Here is a 20,597-nt window from a genome sequence, read left to right on the forward strand (position 1 = left end):
ATTAAGATGTGATGCGTTTTAACTGCACGTTTTCGACCGGGCGAATAACGAGGGGTACTTTCTCGACTTTTACCGAACTGCTGTCCAGACCAAACCAGCGGTCTTCCGGCGTCGTGAATCCTTTAATGGTGAAGTACAGGTTCATGATGAACCGCTCCCGAACGGGAAGTTCATTTTCAAACGATAGGAATTTCTCCAGCACCACGAAACGGAAGTCGCCAATAACATTCTGCCGACTCAGCGATTCGTAGCGGCTCGTAATGTCCACCTCCTTGTTTTTTACCATGTCTTCAATCACTTTCCGGAAGAACAGGTTAATGCGCTGTTCGACCCGGAAACCAAGTTTGAACGTCACTTTATAGGCATCGTCGGGCGCAATGGTGTTGACTTTATATTCCATCGTGTACGGGTCATCGGTCGTATCGACGTGGACGAACCAATAGATATCGGCGCGTTTGGGACGTTTCTGAAAGATGGAATAGATGATTTTCGACTCGATTTCCGACTGCCGGGCCGCGTTACTCATGAAGACGATGTGCGTAGCGTATTTCGGGATACTAATGTCCCGGCTAAGTTCTTTGATCGCCTGGGTGTACTGGTCGATGCGGACGTACTCCGTCAGGCGAAGTTTGATCTGGAAGGCCTGTAGCCAGATGTACATCACCCCGGCAATGGTAGCTCCAATCATGACCGATACCCAGCCGCCGTGCGGGAACTTGATCAGGTTGGCAACCAGAAAGGAGCCTTCAATGCCCAGATAAACCGTCAGGAACAGGACAACCCACCAGGCCTGGTACTTGTGCGTGTACAGATAATACGACATCAGCAGAGTAGTCATGAGCATGGTTAGGGTGATCGCCAGCCCGTAAGCGGCTTCCATGTTCGACGATTCGCGGAAGTACAGTACCACGCCTACACAACCTGCCCAAAGCAGCATATTTACGCTTGGTACATACAGTTGTCCTTTCTGAACACTTGGGTAGCGAAGTTGTACTTTAGGCCAGAAATTGAGCCGAATGGCCTCACTGATGAGTGTAAATGAGCCGCTGATGAGTGCCTGACTGGCAATAACGGTGGCGGCTGTAGCTATGACGATCCCGATGGTCAAGAACCAGGAAGGCATAACTTCGTAAAACGGAATACGGTCGTTGAGAACTTGTCCCTGCTGACTAATCAGCCAGGCACCCTGTCCAAAATAGTTGAGAATCAGGCAGGACTTTACGAATACCCAGCTTACCCGGATATTAGACCGGCCGCAGTGGCCCATGTCGGAATACAGCGCTTCGGCACCGGTTGTACACAGGAAAACGGAGCCAAGTAACCAGAAACCACCCGGATATTCGGACAGAAGCCACCAGGCGTAATAAGGGTTTGCGGCCGCCAGAATACCCGGATCATGCGCAATCTGAATGGCACCGAGCGTACCCAGCATAACAAACCATACCAGCATGATAGGTCCAAAAGCGGTACCCACCACATTGGTCCCAAAGGCCTGAATTAGGAAGAGTATCGTGAGAATAGCAATGACAATCTCAATGATCTCCGTAGGGGTAATAGCAGGATAGAGAAGTCGTAATCCCTCAACTGCCGACGAAACGGAGATAGGCGGTGTAATAATCCCATCGGCGAGCAGAGCGGCCCCCCCAATAATGGCCGGTAGCGTAAGCCAGCGGGCATGTCGCCGAACGAGTGCATATAAAGCAAATATGCCACCTTCTCCCCGGTTGTCGGCCCTAAGGATCAGGACCACATATTTGACGGTTGTCTGGAGGGTTAATGTCCAGAGAACGCAGGAGAGTGCGCCACGAACCACATCCGGTCGAATCACATTTTCGGCTCCAATAATAGCCCGAAGTGTGTATAATGGCGATGTACCGATATCGCCGTAGATGATACCCATTGCCACCAGCAAGCCAGCGGCCGTAACGGTGTCCAAATGTTTCTTATCTTCCATAAAATAGGCTTACGCCTTCTTGCCTTACGAGCGGGTCAAAACGGCGCAAAGATAACCGATGTTTGCCTTCTTTGCTGTTTTTTAGCTAAAAGTTAGCACCAGACAGTATCTGGGTAATGTGTTGAAAAAGGTAATTTTTATAATACTGAGGACCGAACAAGGTGCAGTGTAACGAATAGCTAACCGAATTTCAGCACCCCATATACAAACGAAAAATGCAAGTCTGCCATTTTGTGAATTGATTGAAGAATGTGCTTTTATACAGCCCGATTGCCCTAAAAAATGCAGTTAAGTAAAACCGAATTATGGAAAGCGACGTAAGTAGACTGTTTTATAGAACAGGCTCTATGGGGTTTGTTTAATTAGGTGTGTTTGGCAGATGGCTCGTTTGGTAAGCGGGCCATCTCTTTTTGCTGCTGCAGGCCCGGCTCAGCACCCGTGCGCTTACTCTCACATAAGGTTGCCGACAGCCTACTATGGCAATGTGCCAACGGAAGAATAGTTAAAATGTATATAATGAAATGTTATAATTTGTATGCATTCCTTTTTCAAAAGCTAATTAAGTGTTGCTTTTTAGTTGTGTTTTCATACCGATAAAAAAATAAATAAGAAATATTTATATTAAAAGTTATCCATACTATATATTGCTAAGTAGTACCCGTTACTTACTCCATGCCACCCTTATCGTTAAGTGAGAATAGACTCGAACAATTTATTGACGAGTTAAGTCACCTGCCATCCTATTCGATAGGCCGAGCTGCTGATAATCAGCTTGTTCTTTCAGATAGTAAAATTAGTGGGCATCATGCCCGATTGATTTATTGTACGCCCTCAACGTTCATTCTTGAAGATCTTCACAGTAAAAACGGCTCTTACGTTAATGGCCTGAGAGTTACCCGAAAGGTAGTGGGTGAGCAGGACCTGATTCGACTTGCCGAAACAGAGATGATCTGTCAGCAACTAATCGCTTTGTTGGCTGACAAGGCCGTCCGGCCACTTGCCAAAGCGCAGCCGCAGCCCGTTGTCACCCCGGAAGCTCCCCGGCCACCAGCCAAATCAACAGTAGCAGCACAGCCGCTCGATTTCACTTCTTCTTTCACAGCGTTGAAACTGGTTTATGAGCAATACCCCCGGCTACGTCGGGATTGCCGCAACCGGGAGAAAATGATTCGAACGGGTAGCGTTATACTTTCCTCCATCGTGGGCATAAGTGCCGTGCTGTCTACTGGCGGAGGTGCGTTGCCCTTTATTCAGATTATGTCGGGGGCGGGGCTGAGTGTGCTCATCCCTACGCTCAGCTCTACGCTGCTGTCGACCGACGAGAAACTGGAAATAATCGATAGGGAGTACCGTGACGTGTACAGGTGTCCGAATCCGGCCTGCCGCGATCCATTCGGTACACGCGATTGGGACCTTCTGGCCGCACAAAAGACTTGCCGCCGTTGTCAGGCAATCTGGGTCAGCTAAAAAAAAATTGCCTTTCCGACTCACCTTTTTTGGCCGGAGCAGATATACCGGCAACTTTCAACACATAGTTTCTATCGACCATGTCACAGCTTTCTAATTCAACCGATTCACCAACGGACGCTTATTCCATGCCACAAGCTACCACACCCGCCAAGTCAGGTCTTAGCACCAACCAGAAAAAATTACTGGCCATCTCCTCCGCTACCTTATTGATGGGCGGGGCGGCCTGGGCCATAACAAGAGGGCCAGGGAAGTCTATTGATACGACTAGTCCAACTGATTCAGATCCAGCAGGATCCACCAACGGAGCCAGTACCTCAACTCAACCAGTTGCTTTACCGACGGATATCGACGCATCCGGTAAAGTAGGCGACACCATGTCTTTCGAGCAGGCCTTTGAAACGGCTCGTAAAGAAGTGGGCGTAGGTGGGGTTTTCAGCTGGCACGGACGCTGGTACAATACCTTCGAGAAAGAAGAGTGGAGCAGCCTTTCTCTGGAACAACGTCAGGAATTCACGGAAATGATTACACAAGAGGAACTGCCCGTTAGGCCTTACAGACAGACAGTGGCAGGTGCTCCCGCGACACATTCCTCAACCGAAGCCGCAGAGCCAACCATTATTGAAGGACACTTAAATGGCCAACGCGTTATGGGGCTCGATTTCGACCAGGATGGCGTTATTGATACGCTGGTGATGGAAGGGGCCGATGGGTATACCTACCGGATTGTTGATGCCCGTGGTGATGATGGTCTGGATACAATCATGCGCTTTGACTCATTGAACGGCGAACTGGTAGAAATTGAAAGGATTGACAAACCATTTGTGTTGAGCAACGATCAGTTTAGCCAAGGGCTGGAAGCCAGTATGGGCAAAGAAGTGGTCGATTCAATCCTTGAGCCAGAGCTGGTTGATCCTACACCTGCACCCGCAGCCCCCGCAGACGACCATCTCCTGAATGAAACCGAAGGGGATGACGACACCGTGTATCTGGCCGATTCCCATGAGCCCGACGATACCTACGTCAACGATGGAGATGTACACGACATGGACGAGTAACAGGCATGAGCGTATTTAAAACAACACTGATCAACTGTCGGCAGTGTGGCCGTCGAATTATGGTTCGTGCTGCCGACACCGAACGCGGCTCAATTGTGTGCTCGCACCTTGGTTGCGGGGCCATCAATACCTTGTCTGCTGGTTTTCAGTATGACGAGAACATTGTGCGTGGCTTGCCCGCTTTTGGGCAGCTAACTTACTTGGGCGATTCTCAACTGATTTATTCACTCCAATTTGGACGAAATGTTATTGGTACGTCGGATTCATGCACCGTTCAGTTAGATCGGTTTATGCATAATGGCCGCTGTTTCATCAGCCGCCGACACAGCACCCTAACTGTCGCGTTCGATAAATGGACCGGTCAGTTACGCTACCACTTGCAGGATGGGGCCATAGATAATGATGGGAAAACGCATCAATATAGCCTGAACGGGACGAAGCTGAACGCTACACCCTTGCAGAAGACAGAAATTGTTGATGTGGAAAATGAAGGAATCGTTACCCTCGGTGGCGTTGATAGCTTTCGCCTGTCGCATTATGTGATTCCTTCAGCCATGCTCGACACTTACAAAGTCGAGCTGGATTTCAACCCCGACCGTACCCAATAACGTATGAAAATCTATCGAACATTTCCAATGGCTTTTTCGCACCTCGGCCAACGGACCAATAACCAGGATTACCTGTATCCAGATGTCGACAAGGCGACTGAGCAAACAGAGCTTTTTGTCGTTTGTGACGGAATGGGCGGGGCCGACAAGGGGGAAGTAGCCAGTAAGCTGCTCTGTGAGGCCGTAGCAGACTATGTTGTAACGATGGGCAATCCAACGCTGGATGCTGCCCACATACAGGTCATACTCAACCGAGCTTACGAGGCTTATCGTACTTATCTGATAGAGAACCCTTTGCTTAGCCGGATGGGATCAACGCTGGCGTTGCTGCAACTGCACCAACAGGGTGTTACCATCTGTCATATTGGTGATAGCCGGGTGTATCAGCTGCGGGCAGGTCAGGTGATTTTTCAGACCAAAGATCACCGACAGGTCAACGATATGGTGGAGGCCGGTATCATCACGGCCACGCAAGCCCTAACGCACCCCTGGCGAAATCGGCTGAGCCGGGCAGTCATGGCAAGTGTGACGGATAAGGAAGGTGAGCCGGTAAAACTGATAGCCGATATCGTTACACTTACCGATGTTCAGGCGGGCGACTATTTCTTTATGTGCACCGATGGCGTTCTCGAAGCCGTCGATACGTATATTCTGGAAACCGTACTGGCCAGCAACATGCCCGACCAAGCCAAGTCGGAGTCATTGCAGGCCCTCTGTAGTGCGCACTCGAAAGATAATTACTCCGGTTATCTGATCGGTATTAGTTATGTAACTCACACCGATTCGGCGCAGCCTATCCATACCGTCACAAATTATGCTGACTAATTTACTCCTGGGGTTGAGTTTGTTACTGCCTGCTCAGCAACGGGCGTTTGCCGGGCAAACCTATGCCGTTGTTGTTGGAATTTCCGACTACAAAGCGCTGTCTTATGCAACCGGCGATTTGCGGTTTGCCGATCGGGATGCCCGTCAGTTTGCGGCTTTCTTACAAAGTAAATCGGGTGGGAGCGTACCCGCTTCCAATATTCGGTTGCTGACGAATCGCCAGGCTACGCAGGCCGCTATTGAGCTGCAGCTTGCTGTGTTTCAGCAGGCTACGGAAGCGGATCGAATCATTCTTTATTTTTCGGGACACGGTATGCCAGACAGTTTTGTCCCCTACGACGTTGAGCCCGGCAAGCCCGATGGCTTACTCACATACCGGGATATAAAAACTGCCTTTTACCGCTCCGGCGCGAAAACAAAATTATGCATTGCTGATGCCTGCCTCTCGGGCGGTATGACCCGGAAGCTGACAACCCAGCGCGAAACCCAACAGATCGTTACCCCAAGCCAGACGGACCGCAGTAACGTAGCCATGCTGTTGGCCAGCCGGTCGACCCAATTGGCCGTTGAGGATAGTCGGCTGGCGGGTGGGGCCTTTACGTATTTCTTGCTGCGGGGCCTGTCTGGTAAGGCCGACCTTGACGGAAATGGTATTGTCACCATTAAAGAATTACATCAATACGTATCTCCGCAGCTGAAAAAGCGAACGCAGGGACGGCAAACGCCCATGTTTTACGGGCGTTTTTCGGATAGCCTGCCATTGGCCTATCGTTGACGAAAATCTGTAAATGAACTTTAACCGAACGCGATGAATCAACCGTTTACGACCTTTCAGGACTTTAAGAAACGCTACCCAATTCGCCCCAATGATGATGGGGCTTTGTTGGGTAGTGGCTCATATGGCAGAGTAATAAAAGTCGAAGATCAGCTGGAAACGGAGTGGGTAGCCATAAAGATCAGCGAGTTCAAGGGGAACGACACGAAATCCCTTCGAGCCGAAGTTGAACTGGCCAAGCGAGTGCCCCGGCAGGCTAACATAGCCCGATATGATGCCTGTTACCGACTTGAGACAGATACCAGCGTCAGCGATTTTGCGATCATGAAGTACTATCCCGATGGCAATCTGGCTGACTTATTACGACGGGAACCCCTCACACCCACCCAAAAGTACGACATCACGAAAGGCATTTTGCTGGGGCTTCAGCATCTGCACAAAAACCGGATTGTTCACCGTGATTTTAAACCGGCGAACATCCTGATATCGCGTGATAATGCCGGGCGGTTTATTCCGAAAATTGCTGATTTCGGTCTTAGTAAACTGGTGAGCGACGATGAACTGGATAGCTCGGATTTCGACCTGAGCGATGGACGCGGTACGCCATCCTACAAAGCCCCAGAGCAGATTGAAGGGAGTCGGGTGAGTTTCAACCTCGACTTATGGGCTTTTGGCGTCATTCTGTACGAGCTAATGACGGGCGAAAAACCATTTCGGTCCGACCTGCGCAACAGCAGTGAGCAGTCTGTTCGGCGGGAGATCGAAAAGAAAATTATTACCGTTCAGCTACCCGCCCGCCTTGACCAGATTGCCGAACCGTACCAGGCCATGATTCGCCGGTGTTTAGTACGGGATATTCACGAACGGGTTCGCAAAGAGGCCGAATTACTGGACTTGCTGGATTCTATTCCGCAACAACTGGCCGATGCGCGCGCGCTGCTTAACGAACAACGGTACGAAGAGGCCATTTATCTATTTGACCAGATACTTGCCAAACGTGAACAGAATGCCGAAGCACTGAGCGGGATTGAGCAAAGTAGAAAAGCGATTCAGGAACAGAAAATTAAGGAGTTGCTCGACGAAGCCGAACGGCTGGTTGCACAACAGCTTTTTGAACCGGCTAAAAGCTGCTACGAACAAGTGTTGGGCAGTGAGCCAACGCATGAAGCGGCCATTCGCGGGTTAGCCTTTTGCATCGAGCAGTTGAGACCTCAGGCAAAGCCTCAACCGAAAACTGAGGAACCTGAGTTGACCGATGCGTATGTAGAGGAGCGTACCGATGTGTTTGACGAGCCGGGCTCACCCGTCATCAATCTGCCGGTTGCCAAACACAAACCAACTGTCGAGACCTACGCACAATTACAACGGGCAGCGACTCCATCTGCTCAGTGGGAAGCCGCACCACCAGTACCTGTTTTGCCGCCTGTTGTAAGTACACAAGTACCGGGGCGGACTTTTCCGTGGACGGCTGTCGTTCCAGCAGCTATCGTGGTGGCTGCGCTGGTTTGGTACATCAACCCATTTAGCGCAAAAACAGGCCACTCTGAAAAGCCACACAGTGTATCGGTCGCGGGTATTGGACCGGGTGCTGTTACTAAAACGGAATCTTCACCAGAGCGTTCGCAAACAGGTGCAATAGAACCCATGCCTGGTGAGACAAAAGAGTTACTGGCTACCCGTATAGATGTTGCTTATGCCAAAGCCAGGCTGGCTTACCATCGCAAAGACTATGATCGGGTAATCGAACTGACTAACAGTGCCTTACTGCTTGACCCCTCCCGAAAAGATGTGGCTTCACTGTATAAAGCCGCCATCGACGCGAAGAAAGCCGTATCTACAAATCCGCAAATTGCCCCGGTGACGCCACCAACCGAATCTCCCAGACAGTCTGCGCCTGAAGAGACTAAACCCGATGAAGCCAAAACTACTGAAGATGCCAACAGCAAACGGCTGAAAGAAAAGCAACTACAACAGGAGACGTACGATCAACTCATTGAAGAAGGAGTCAAAGCCATAGGTGGGAATAATAAAGCAAAGGCCATATCGACCTTCAACAAAGCGCAGTCATTCGCGAAAGAAAATGAACTAAGTACTGCCAAAGCCGATGGAGTCTACACATTTGTGCTGGGTAAAGGCAAAAGTTATTTTGATCGAGAAGAATTCGATGGTGCTAAAGGTTGGTACTTGGTAGCACAAGCCTTGAAAGACACCGAAGAAGTCAGACGAAAAATTAAACAATCCACAAACCAGTAAAATCAATTCTATGCATAAACTAATACACCCGTTCATCCTGCTGTTGTTGCTGACTGTTTTTCTGATGCCTTCCCGGCGAGTGATGGGCGGAAGCCGTGAGACGGCCAAAACCATTGTTGTCGACGAGGAATATGACCGCTACCGAAAAAGAGGGGATGATTTATTTAAAGAAGGCAAGTATTTAGAAGCCCGCCGACAGTATCAAAACTGCCTCGAAGTACCGGGCTTTGAAAACGACACCTACGCCAAAGAGCAAATACAGGAATGTACGACCGGACTAGCTTTACGTAAGCAGGCCGATGATGCCTTTGGGCAAAAGAAAATAGCTGAAGCGCTCAACTTTCTGAATCAACTTTTGAATTTAAACCCTGAGGACCGCATCACTAAGGAGCAGTTTGCAGACCATTACGAGCGTGAAGGTAACCAACTTTTCAACCAGAATAAGTATCGTGCAGCCAGAGATAGCTATACGAAAGCGCTCAGCTACACCGCTTTGCCCACCCGGCGGGAGACGATTCGTCTTCAGATTCAAACGATCGACAAAATTTTAAAGCCATCAGTTGTTCCAAAAGTAGTAACGGGTCTGGTAGCGGTTGGTGCCGGGGCCTATGCCCTGCTTCTCAGGAATGATTACAACTCGAAATTCAGCGCCCTCAATCAGATCAGCCAAACGGCCGACCCTACGGGTAGCGGCATCATTGCCGACCCAAATGCCTATCGGCAGTACAACGAGGCCTACAGTGCCGCCGAAGCAGCCCAACAGAAAAACGGCTTGTTTAAGGCCTGCGTTGGTGTGGCCGCCATAGCCACCGTCGCGGAATTGTACCTGTTGCTTCACAAGACTAAGCCGCGTACCAGCGCATTGCAATGGAGGTCGTCGTCGCAGTCGTGGGGCCTGGCCGTTGGTTACACGTTTTAAAATCCTATTCATACCATACAAACTTCTTACCCGTAATGAATCGCTTATTTACATGTATACTTTGCTTTCTGCTCGCCTGTTGTAGCGGAGTAATGATTTTAAGTTGCAACCCGTGGGACTTACCAACTAAAAAGTCGCAGCGCGAGTGTGTTAAACCATCGGGCACGCTCAATGCCCAACCTCAACAGCGAATTGTGGATTTTTCAATCAGTGGCGGCAGTGGTACCATCGATAAAGTGGTTTGGGATTTTGGCAATGGCTCTACTGCCACCACTACCGGCCTAACGACTAAGTACACGTATCCAGCCAATGGTACGTATACCGTGAAGACTACCCTGACAAACACCTGCGGTCTTGAAACCACACTTCAGCAGGTTGTTACGGTAAGCGATGCGGTGAAGCCCACAGTAACGTTGCAGGCTATTACTGCATATTCGGCCACCACAGCAGTAGCAGGAATGTCCATAACATCCAATGGCAACGCACCAATTATTCGGTATGGGGTATGTTATTCAACTGTCAAACAATCACCGGAAGTCGATGCAGATCCAACGCAGTCGTTCACAACTACAGCTCCACTCAATACCGCGTTGTCGGTTTCGCTAACGGGGCTTCAGCCAAATACACTGTATTACGTACGAAGTTTTGCGGTGAACTCCGCTGGGATAATTGGTTATAGTACGGTACAAACATTCCAGACCGGGCAGAATCCGGTGGTGGCTGTAAACGGCACTGCGAGTGTAGGTATTACAACGGCTGGGATTAATTTCATTGTATCAAACCTTGGTAATCCGGCAGCCTATGAGTTTGGTATCTACTACTCCTCTACTACCAGTACACCGGATGTGAACAGTCCGGCTGCCAAAGTTGCCAGCCCGTCAGTAGGGAATCCTATAGTCATTACACTTAATGATCTGACGCCCAGCAAAACATACTATTATCGGGCGTATGCCAGACTGTCATCCGGCGAAATAATCTATGGCCCTATTCTGTCCTTTACAACCCAGGCCGATCCTGTATCCCTGGATTTAATTGCCTCCGTATCGTTCAATGATAAATCGCTTCAGGATGTTAGTGGCTACAATAACCACGTGAAACTGGTTGATAATGCCACCTTTACAACGGATCGTAAAGGGCGGGCAAATTCGGCTATTCTACTCGATGGCTCGGGCGATTATTTCTACATGGATGACAATAACACGCTGAATCCGGATGCTATGACCGTTAGTTTGTGGATTAAGCCGGAAGCCATAGCAAGCATCAACGGACGAATGCAGATTTACAATAAATCCCGCTTCAGCGATGGCCTGCCCCAGACCTATAGCTCCTTGATTAAGCTGGAAAATGACAGAGGTCCTGCTTATACGTTCATGACGGATATTAAACAAAATAGCAATTGCGAAGGTGGAAAGGGCTGGCAGGATCTGGAGTTTACCAGTCCGATCGTCCTGAATACCTGGTATCACCTGGTATTTACCTACAGCGGCCGGTCGGCGCGAATGTACTTTAACAACGTTCTCGTCTTCAGGAAGGATGATTTTCCCGCCACCACAATCGACAAATGTCCCGGTGGGGAGCTTAAGTTTGGTGCACAGTATCAGTCGCTTCCGTGGTATTTTAAGGGTGCTATGGACGACATTCGTATTTACAAACGGGCAATTACGGACGCCGAAGTTGAAACGTTATTTAAACAGTAAACCAGTTTACTGAATCTTAGTTAACACCTGTTTGGCCAGTGAATTGAACGGATGGGCTCTGTTCGTGCTGATTTTTGTCAGCATGGGCAGAGCCTTCTCTTTTTGGCCATTTTTGACATACGCCAGCGCCAGAAACCACTCCGCTTTTTGTCGGATGGTTAGCGAAGGGCTCGCCTGGGCCTTAGTTAATAACGGAATGGCTGCGCCGGGTTGTTTATTAGCCAGGTAACTCAAACCAAGAAAATAGTTTTTATAATGTACCGACTGTTTGTCGGCGGGGAGGGTTTTGAGCCGGGCGATTACCTCATCGTATTTACCCGATTTGTAATTTCTAAGTGCCTCCAGAAACTCGGTACGGGTAGAGGGTGTAAGCTCACCAGCCGGAAAGTCTTTCGTTAACTCAGTTGCCGGGTCAGATGCGAGTATTTCTGCGAAAGCGACATCCGTTTGTTGACTAGTTGTTTGCTGGTAAGTATAGTAGCCCGCTCCCAATACGACGACGATGGAGGCTGCCGCAGCCCAATACCGCCAACTGATGAACGGCCGGACAACGGACTGATCGGCCGGTGCTGTTTCAGTCCGCTCCAACTCCGCATTGTACTGGCTTTTTGCTTGTTCAAGTGCCCGTTCAATTCCCAGCGCCCGCAAGCCCATCCGGATGGTGCGCTGCCGGTCAACCTCCGCACGAAGCTCCGCATCGGCCAACAGATCACGCTCGAACGAGGCCCGGTCGGGTGCTGATAACTCGTTAGTTAAATACGCTTCAATAATCTCGTATTGATCTTCCGATAACTTCATAATCCTAGTTTTGTAGCGGTTTGCTGATAAAACGCTTTTAATTTTTCGGCACAGTCATAGCGCTTCGATTTAACCGATGACTCTTTCATGCCCAGGCGCTCGGCAATCTCCCGAAGGGATAAATCGTCGACATAAAACCACTCAATTAATTTTCGACATTCGTCTTTAAGCTGCCCTAACGACTGCCGGACGGCATTAACAACCTCCATTCGTTCCATATCTCTGGCTACATCCGTTGTATCAATGCTGTCGATGGTATCCGGCATAACGGCTCGTTTTTGGAGCCTGGCCGACTTTAGTTCCGTCAGCCATACCCGTTTACAGTATTCAAAAACAACGGTAGTGATCCGGGTGCCTGTCTGTAATTGATACTGGCCGGTTTCCAGGTTAAGCAGAAAACTCATCAGTCCTTTCTGAAAAGCATCTTCAGCATCCATCTCTGATCCACTATTTGTTAAAACCCAGTAGCGGAAAGACGGATACGTCTCAGCATATAAGAACGAATAGGCCCGCTCATCGCGACGGCTCAGGCCATCGAACAAGGCCTGCTCTGTTGAAAAAATAGGTAGTGGACGTATTGACATGGGAAAATTGGATGAGCGAAGATAGAACCTGAACGCATATCCTTTTCTCCAATGGTCAATTATTGATGTATAGGAGAGACCTGAAAAAGGTAAGTGATTGTATCCCTGATTAGGAGAAGTTATTGTTTTGGTATTTACAGATTTAAAAAAATATCATTTCGCTACTCACCTTCTGAAAGCTTCTCCTATATAGAGTTGAAGTTAGCGTAGCAGTAAGATATATGCCTATAGTATTAGTAGGTATTATTGTTGATAAAGACTACTAATTTAGCTTCTATCCACACTATAAATAAATACTTTTTTTAACTTTATACAATCATTAGTATACCCACCGAACCTTATATGATAACCTTCTGTCCAAAACTTGACTTTGTTCAAGTTCATACCGCTGAGACTCAAAAATCCATTGCGACTAGGTTGCTGTGGAATACACTCCTGCTGCTCTGCCGTTGGTAAATCTTCAACGTTTATCTCTATAAGCCTATTCAGGCGTTTGTTTTCCTCTTTTTTCTGAGTTCATCAGGTTTTCTCCGGAAGCAGACCTACGTGTGGACTTACGTGCCCTAACGCACTGCCTGTATGATCGATACAGAGCAAAAGGTAAGTGCCTGTTCATCTGAACGAGCTACTTCGATATGCCTACGAGTTGGGTGCAGCTTTAAGAATGCTTTCAATTTTCTACCATATCTACATCGTTTGTCATGATTTTACATTCACAGCGGCCCTTTTTCCGAGCGCCATTTACCTCTCAACTAGTCTGGCTGATTGGATTACTGATTCCCCTTGTCGTCCATTTCTGGACTGTTAACCGGCTGTCGGTGAATATGCCTTTTATGGACGATTATACCTTCCTGGTGGATGTCATGGTCTTTCAGCGAGGAGGTCATACGCTTCGTGAATTATTGGATATATTGCTGGCTCCCCACGGGCCGCATAAAGAGCACATGATCGTGTTTGCCCGGCTGGCTGCCCTTCTTGATTACCTGGCCGAGGGCCATTTGAACTTCAGGACCTTGTTTTTTGTCGGCAATGCCACGCTGGTCGCTACAGTAATACTGCTCATTCATATGGCAAAGCGGGCTGGCCTGTCGGCCATACAGACCTTGCCGGTCATGTTCCTGTCGTTTCAACCTCAGTATTATGAGTCAACAATCACCTGGGCCATTTGTGCTTTGCAGCATTTGCCGGCCCTTTTCTTCGCTTTTTTTAGCTTTTACTTACTCTTGCGTCCATCACGACTGGGGTTTATCGCCAGCTTCCCTATTGCCTTACTGGCGGTTTTTTCGAACGGAAACGGGATGGCGGTGCCCATAGCGGGTTTTGCACTCTTGCTGCTCGGTGGATTCTACAGGCGATTAGCTATATGGACTATATTTTCGCTGATGGTACTGCTGCTGTCACGCTACATGTCGTCGCTTCACGGGGCAACTATAGATTTGGCAAACCTGAGTCATCCCTTCCGCGTACTGGCTGGTTTTTTACTGGTCAGTGGGTCTATGGGGGTGTTGGTTACCCGTTCGCTTACCGGATTAAGTGCGCTGGGGGGGTGTATACAGGGAATACTGATGGTAACAGTGCTGCTGGTTATGCTTCGCCTGACAACCGTTCGTACCTGGCTCGTACCTGCTCGTACCTGGCTGAATCGAAAACTTCCCGTTTTGCGAAGAGTCTCTATTCCGTTATCGACGGTAATTCGTGAAGAGGCTGCGCTGTTTTTTATCGGGTGTTACGTATATACCCTCGTTACATTGCTGGGTATTGCGTTTGCCCGAAGTATTGGTTGGCATTATAGCTTACTGGTTCCCCGCTTCATCTGGTTTGCAACGGTGCTTGTTGTGGTTGGTTACGTTCTGATTATGCTACTGTTGTCGCCCGGTTATCGGTTCCGGGTGAGTACGGTCTTTTTAGGCATCAGCTTTGGGTTTAACCTGACAGCGTATACCTGCTGTATCGGTGAAGCCACAACCATTCATAAATCGCTGATGAGTGATTTACATAACTGGCGCGAAAATGCATTGCTGGTTACTATGCCCTCCAATGATAAGCAGTTTGACAGTTATTACAGCTTAATCATCAGAGATGCGGTGAAGGAAGGCGTCTATCGTTTGCCTCAACCTGAGTTTGAAACTGCAATTGCTCATCCGCTTGTAAACAATTACCTGCGAGTTGTGAAGAAAGAAAACTCGTTCAGCTTTGTCACACGTCATCTCGACGAGATAACAATTGATAAGGACAAACTTCCGGCGTACATGGATGACGCGTGTCTGTTATTACACTCAAACCAGCACACATTCGTTTGGCCAATTGATCAGAGCCCCTACAAATTGGCTTACTACCTGATGAATGGAAAGTCTCAGCCAGCGGGCTATGTCGCTACGCTTTATGATGACTTACTACCTGCCTCTTCTTACCAGCTGGGTGTTTTATACAAACGGAATGATCGTTGGCACGCCGTTTATGGCATGGAGTCTATTAACGTTAACCACCGACCGTCACAAGTCAACTCAACCATCTCTCTACTGCCAACGAAACGCAGTCTCTATTAGGTGACTGACTATCACTTTATAGGTCTTTTGTTTGCCAAGGTTCACCCGTTCAGTCAATCAAATTTTATCCACACATGGACATCTCATCAAAGTACTTCTCCAAATTACAGCAACCGGGCTTTTACAGCTTAAAACATGGCTATGCATTTCTGCTTGACATTTACAGAGTCGGAAAAGTAATGGAAGCTATTTCATTTGTTTTGTGGGAGCTTATGCATCAATTGCGTTTCTTTCAGCTCAACCGCAGGTACGTAAAATTTACACAAACGGTAGGGTCACTGGAGGCCACAGAGACAGATTTGCTGGGCGGCCTGATACCCATCCGATTGGGGGTAGATAGTCAAAAGATTACTTGTCAGCTAGTGACAGTTGACTGGAAATATTGCTTTTGGGACTCCGATAGCATTTTATGGGGATGCCGGTTCTCCTCATTGACTGTCTTGTACAGAAGTGATGACGGCAGCCAGTCTGCGACTGCCGTTTATGATTTCCAGCAACCTATTAAATCGATTTTCATCAATCGGTGTAATGTACTCTTTGTTTGCACGACTGGTGCCCTTTATAAGAGTCACGACTACGGAGTTTCGTTCAGGCAGGTTTTACAACTGTCAACATCTATAAGTTATTTTCTATTCAATAACGGCATGTCGGAGTTGCCGGATCAAACACTTGTGCTTGGTGAGTATGGTTCTTTATGGCGAGAAAAAACTTGGAAAAATCTAGCCTTCCTGTATATCTCGACCGATGGCGGTAATACCTGGAAAACATCTGATTTTCTGATTCAGCAGGGGGTGAATAAACACGTTCATCTGCTAAAATACAGCAAGCTACTCAAAGCCTTAGTCTTAACTGATGGTGACAACAAAAAACAGCTGTGGATGAATAAATCGTTGACCTGTCTGGACAGAAAAAGTAATCAGATTACGGATGGCTGGCATCTAATTAACAAGTACCATCACCAAATGGGTGGGTACACATCCATGGCCGAAACAGAGAAAGAGGTTTTACTAGGCAGTGACTATCTGGCAGGGACCAATTTTATCGTTTCAACGGCCGATGGCAAGCAATTTGATAAACGGGTATTACCAGATCCGTACCGTCGTAGTCCGGTTATGAATATGATAACAAGGAAATCAGCCTCCGGGAACGAAGTTTGGGCATCTTCCTACAGCTGCCTTTCTGCTCAAGCCAGAAGCTTGTTGATGTACTCAAAAGATGGGGGTAAGTCTTGGACGCGGGTCATAGAATTTGACGGTACCAGACACAAAGTACGTCTGATCAGTACTTCGCACGAGCCAACTACTGATTTGTATATATCTGTAACTGAATTTGGTGATCAGGAAGAGCAACACCGGCATCAAATTTACAAGATCACTGAAAAACACTAGAGCATCTCACTGATCTTATTATCTATTTCAATGAATGAGTTGATAAAATAAATATTTAACCTGTACGCAGAACTCTTATTCGCGTTTAATACCTAGCCCACTAAAAAATTACCACAGAAACGCGGAGTACTCAGACGTTGATGGAATCACTTTCTTCCCCGATCAGTCTCTGTGTGCTTTGCGTCTATGTGGTTAAACTTCTCTGTATTGCACCATGGTCGTAAGTTAACCTAGTCTATGATTTACCTTAAGTAAGCGGTGCAACAAGACGTAAAAAGTGAGTAAAACTTAACTAAACATCTTCAAAACCGTGTCCCACAGCAGATAACCGTTTAGTCCGATGATGAGCACAGCCACGACCCAGGATAGCCATTTTATCCAGGACGGATTGACGAAACGACCCATTTTGGCTTTGTTGCTCGTGAAGGAAACCAGCGGAACAACAGCAAAACTTAACTGAAGAGAAAGGATTACCTGACTAAAAACGAGTAGTTCGCTGGTGCCGTGTTCACCGTAAAGAATAGCAACGACTAAGGCAGGAACGATGGCTACCAGCCGGGTGATCAGCCGACGCAGCCATGGCTTGACGCGTAGGTTCACAAACCCTTCCATAACAATTTGCCCAGCCAGGGTGCCTGTTAGGGTTGAATTCTGACCCGATGCCAATAAGGCAACGGCAAACAGAATCCCGGCTAGTTTTACACCCAGAATCGGGTCGAGCAGGCGGTGAGCATCGGTGATGTCTGCCACCTGCTGGTTGCCCGAAAAGTGAAAAGCAGAGGCCGATAGAATCAGAATGGCGGCATTGATAAAAAACGCCAGAAAGAGCGAAACTGTAGAGTCGATTGTAGCAAACTTTATGGCCGATTGCCGGCCAGTATCTGTGCGGCCAAAATCGCGCGTTTGTACGATGCTGGAGTGCAGATACAAATTATGCGGCATGACGGTAGCTCCTAAAATCCCAATGGCAATGTAAAGCATACCCGGGTTGGTGATAACTTCGGTACGTGGAATCAGGCCACTTGCTACACTGGCAATATCGGGACGAGATACAATCAATTCGTACCCAAAACAGCCGACAATAAGAAAAATTAGGCTGGCAACCACTCGCTCCAGTAGTTGGAATCCCTTATTCTGCAGATATAACAGTAACAACACATCCAGCGCTGTCAGCAGAATACCAATAGTTAGAGGTAAACCAAATAACAGATTCAGGGCAATAGCCGAGCCAATAACCTCGGCCAGATCGGTTGCCGCGATGGCAATTTCGGCCAGCAGCCACAGCCCCACAGCAACGGGACGGCTAAAATTATCCCGACAGGCCTGCGCAAGGTCACGGCCGGTAGCAATACCAAGTTTCAGAGCTAAATGCTGTAGCAGAATAGCGAACAGGTTGGATATCAGTACAACCGATAGGAGTTTGTAACCATAACGCGCACCACCGGCAATATCCGTAGCCCAGTTCCCGGGGTCCATATACCCAACGGCAACCATAAGGCCAGGGCCTGCATAAGCCCGTAAGGTCTTGAAAAATCCCGCGCCTATGGGCACATGAACTGAACTATGTACGTCGGACAGTGAATTTGTTGTATTCTCCTGCCGCCAGCCTTTCATAGACGTATTCGTTGCTTCCATTGGTTTCGTTACACACTTACTACTATTTGTTCGACCTCACTGTTCAATAAATTGTTCTTGTCGAAGTCAATTATTGAAGCATCTTCAATCAACCGAGCAAACCTATAACGTATCAAAGATATGGATTGTTGAAATAAAAATTTAGACGACCCTAAATTTTTAGAAAGTTTAACATAAAAATTACCTTTGTAAGTAAACTGTTTACGTTTATTGCACCGTTTTAGGTAAGCAGCCGTCTTGTTCATGCACTCATTCACCGAAGAAAATTACCTGAAGACTATTTATTACCTGGCTAACCGTCGGCAGGGAGAAGTCAGCACGAATGCCCTGGCTGAAATGACAGCGACTAAAGCGGCTTCGGTGACAGATATGTTGCGAAAACTGGCTGAAAAACAATTGATTCATTATAAAAAATACCAGGGTGTTCGTCTGACCGACGAAGGCGAACGGCTGGCATTGCAGATTATTCGCCGACATCGGCTCTGGGAAGTTTTCCTAGTGCAAAAGCTTGGCTTTGGCTGGGATGAAGTCCATGAAATAGCGGAGGAGTTGGAACACATTCGATCTGAAGAGCTCGTAACGCGTTTAGATACGTATCTGGGCTATCCCCAGTTTGACCCGCACGGCGATCCAATTCCGACCCCTGCCGGGCAGATGCCCGAAACCGGCTACCGGAAGTTATCGGAAGTGGAGGCAGGAGAAGGGGTATGCCTGATGGCCGTGCTGGAACACTCCACCGAGTTTCTTAAACACCTCGATCATTCGCAATTAACGCTTGGCTGCCAGGTAACGGTTAATGAAATCAACACTTTCGATAAATCCGTACTGGTGCAAATTGAAAGTGGTCGTTCCGTGTTTATCAGCCACGAGGTCGCCAGGAATTTATTAGTTAAGAATTAGTCGGTAATGGGTAAGACCGTAAGTGACTAACGCCAGTGACCATAATGCAACTGGACTTATTGACTTACCGACAAAGAAACGTATCAACTCGTCAATGAAACTATTAGACGCCTATATTCTCAAGCGCTTTCTGCAGACCTACATCTTTGTGGTGATGGTGATCGTGCTTGTGGTAGTAATGATTGATTACACCGAAAAGGTGGATAATTTTCATAAAACCCACGCTCCCGGCAACGAAATTCTGTTCAATTACTACCTTAATTTTATTCCCTACTGGGCCAATTACATCAGTCCGCTGATGGTGTTCATTGCCACTGTATTTTTAACCTCCCGGCTGGCGGCCCGCACCGAAATTATTGCCATTCTGAGTAGTGGTGTCAGCTTTGTCCGGCTGTTGGTACCGTATGTACTCGGGGCTACCGTGCTGGCGGTGGCAACCTATTTTATGGTAAATTACGTGATTCCCAAAGCCAATAAAACTCGTATTGCCTTTGAGATTAAATACATTAACGATGCCTATAACTTCTCCGGGCGGAATGTGCACCTGAAAATTGCGCCCAATACATACGCATACCTGGAGAGTTATAATAACCAGAGCAATACAGGCTATAAGTTCACTATGGAGCGGGTAGAAGGTAATCAACTAAAGCAGAAACTCTCCGCCGACCATATCGAGTGGGATGCTAAAAAGAAAAAATGGACAGTGTTCGATTATAGAATACGCACCATCAACGGCCAGCAGGAAACCCTCACCCCCGGTGCCAAAATTGATACCACGCTCAACCTGAAACCGGATGATTTTAGTTCGGATTTCAACCTCTACGAAACACTCACCCGGCCGGAGTTGAATAACCACATCGAGTTGCTGCAAAGCCGGGGCGCCGATGGCGTAGAAACCTATCTGCTCGAAAAATACAGCCGGGATACCCGTCCTTTCGCCATTATTATCCTGACTGTCATCGGCGTAATTATGTCGGCTCGTAAAAGTCGGCGGGGGGTAGGCTGGCAGGTCGCGCTGGGGTTCTTTCTCGCCTTCACCTATCTGCTCTTCTTTATGCTGGCGAAAGGTATTGCCGAATCCGGGAATCTCAATCCGATAGTGGCAGTCTGGCTGCCAAACGCTATTTTTGCAGCAATCGGCGTATTGCTGTACAATACGATTCCAAGGTAATAGGAATGAAGACTGAGGA

General features: G+C 48.0%; 16 protein-coding genes. 12 read left to right on the forward strand and 4 right to left on the reverse strand.

All coding sequences use genetic code 11. The features are described from left to right. Position 1 precedes the first annotated feature (1 nt). Complete coding sequence (locus NT073_RS13505) at positions 2-1,954, reverse strand: KUP/HAK/KT family potassium transporter (protein ID WP_297374205.1); 1,953 nt, start codon at positions 1,952-1,954, stop codon at positions 2-4. Between the two features lie 672 nt (positions 1,955-2,626). Here NT073_RS13505 and NT073_RS13510 point away from each other — a divergent pair. The 8 genes from NT073_RS13510 (at position 2,627) to NT073_RS13545 (ending at position 11,556) form a co-directional block, all read left to right on the forward strand. After that, entirely contained in the window at positions 2,627-3,421 is a 795-nt protein-coding gene (locus NT073_RS13510; protein WP_297374208.1) for an FHA domain-containing protein, read from the forward strand. A gap of 80 nt (positions 3,422-3,501) precedes the next feature. Then, positions 3,502-4,479 carry a hypothetical protein gene (locus NT073_RS13515; protein WP_297374211.1) on the forward strand — a complete coding sequence of 326 codons (978 nt, stop codon included), beginning with the start codon at positions 3,502-3,504 and terminating at the stop codon, positions 4,477-4,479. A gap of 5 nt (positions 4,480-4,484) precedes the next feature. Beyond that, the gene (locus NT073_RS13520) at positions 4,485-5,087 is read left to right on the forward strand and encodes an FHA domain-containing protein (RefSeq protein ID WP_297374214.1); all 603 of its coding nucleotides are present in this window, start codon (positions 4,485-4,487) and stop codon (positions 5,085-5,087) included. Between the two features lie 3 nt (positions 5,088-5,090). Continuing rightward, on the forward strand, positions 5,091-5,912 hold the full coding sequence (locus NT073_RS13525) for a protein phosphatase 2C domain-containing protein (RefSeq protein WP_297374216.1): 822 nt from the start codon (positions 5,091-5,093) through the stop codon (positions 5,910-5,912). Next, a complete protein-coding gene (locus NT073_RS13530; RefSeq protein WP_297374219.1) occupies positions 5,902-6,687 on the forward strand; it encodes a caspase family protein in 786 nt (261 codons plus the stop codon). Before NT073_RS13525 ends, NT073_RS13530 begins: the two co-directional genes overlap by 11 nt. 33 nt (positions 6,688-6,720) lie before the next feature. Beyond that, on the forward strand, positions 6,721-8,940 hold the full coding sequence (locus NT073_RS13535) for a serine/threonine-protein kinase (protein ID WP_297374222.1): 2,220 nt from the start codon (positions 6,721-6,723) through the stop codon (positions 8,938-8,940). 10 nt (positions 8,941-8,950) lie between these two features. Beyond that, positions 8,951-9,859 carry a hypothetical protein gene (locus tag NT073_RS13540; protein ID WP_297374224.1) on the forward strand — a complete coding sequence of 303 codons (909 nt, stop codon included), beginning with the start codon at positions 8,951-8,953 and terminating at the stop codon, positions 9,857-9,859. Between the two features lie 92 nt (positions 9,860-9,951). Next, positions 9,952-11,556, forward strand: coding sequence for a LamG-like jellyroll fold domain-containing protein (locus NT073_RS13545; RefSeq protein WP_297374227.1), 1,605 nt, complete (start codon positions 9,952-9,954; stop codon positions 11,554-11,556). A gap of 6 nt (positions 11,557-11,562) precedes the next feature. On the opposite strand, the gene NT073_RS13550 is transcribed toward NT073_RS13545, so the two are convergent. After that, positions 11,563-12,354, reverse strand: coding sequence for a hypothetical protein (locus NT073_RS13550; protein ID WP_297374231.1), 792 nt, complete (start codon positions 12,352-12,354; stop codon positions 11,563-11,565). Next, the gene (locus NT073_RS13555; RefSeq protein WP_297374234.1) at positions 12,351-12,938 is read right to left on the reverse strand and encodes a sigma-70 family RNA polymerase sigma factor; all 588 of its coding nucleotides are present in this window, start codon (positions 12,936-12,938) and stop codon (positions 12,351-12,353) included. The genes NT073_RS13550 and NT073_RS13555 overlap by 4 nt, the downstream gene beginning before the upstream one ends. A 701-nt stretch (positions 12,939-13,639) precedes the next feature. Between NT073_RS13555 and NT073_RS13560 the strand changes: the two genes are divergently transcribed. Both NT073_RS13560 and NT073_RS13565 read left to right on the forward strand, forming a co-directional pair. Continuing rightward, complete coding sequence (locus tag NT073_RS13560; protein WP_297374236.1) at positions 13,640-15,484, forward strand: hypothetical protein; 1,845 nt, start codon at positions 13,640-13,642, stop codon at positions 15,482-15,484. 74 nt (positions 15,485-15,558) lie between these two features. Then, on the forward strand, positions 15,559-16,872 hold the full coding sequence (locus tag NT073_RS13565; protein WP_297374238.1) for an exo-alpha-sialidase: 1,314 nt from the start codon (positions 15,559-15,561) through the stop codon (positions 16,870-16,872). Between the two features lie 288 nt (positions 16,873-17,160). On the opposite strand, the gene NT073_RS13570 is transcribed toward NT073_RS13565, so the two are convergent. Further along, entirely contained in the window at positions 17,161-18,507 is a 1,347-nt protein-coding gene (locus tag NT073_RS13570) for an Nramp family divalent metal transporter (RefSeq protein WP_297374240.1), read from the reverse strand. Between the two features lie 243 nt (positions 18,508-18,750). Here NT073_RS13570 and NT073_RS13575 point away from each other — a divergent pair, with 243 nt between their 5' ends. Then, a complete protein-coding gene (locus NT073_RS13575; protein WP_297374242.1) occupies positions 18,751-19,407 on the forward strand; it encodes a metal-dependent transcriptional regulator in 657 nt (218 codons plus the stop codon). A 94-nt stretch (positions 19,408-19,501) separates the two neighbouring features. Continuing rightward, positions 19,502-20,578, forward strand: coding sequence for an LptF/LptG family permease (locus NT073_RS13580; RefSeq protein ID WP_297374244.1), 1,077 nt, complete (start codon positions 19,502-19,504; stop codon positions 20,576-20,578). Positions 20,579-20,597: the final 19 nt, after the last annotated feature.

Source organism: Spirosoma sp. (assembly GCF_026391055.1).
GTDB lineage: Bacteria > Bacteroidota > Bacteroidia > Cytophagales > Spirosomataceae > Spirosoma.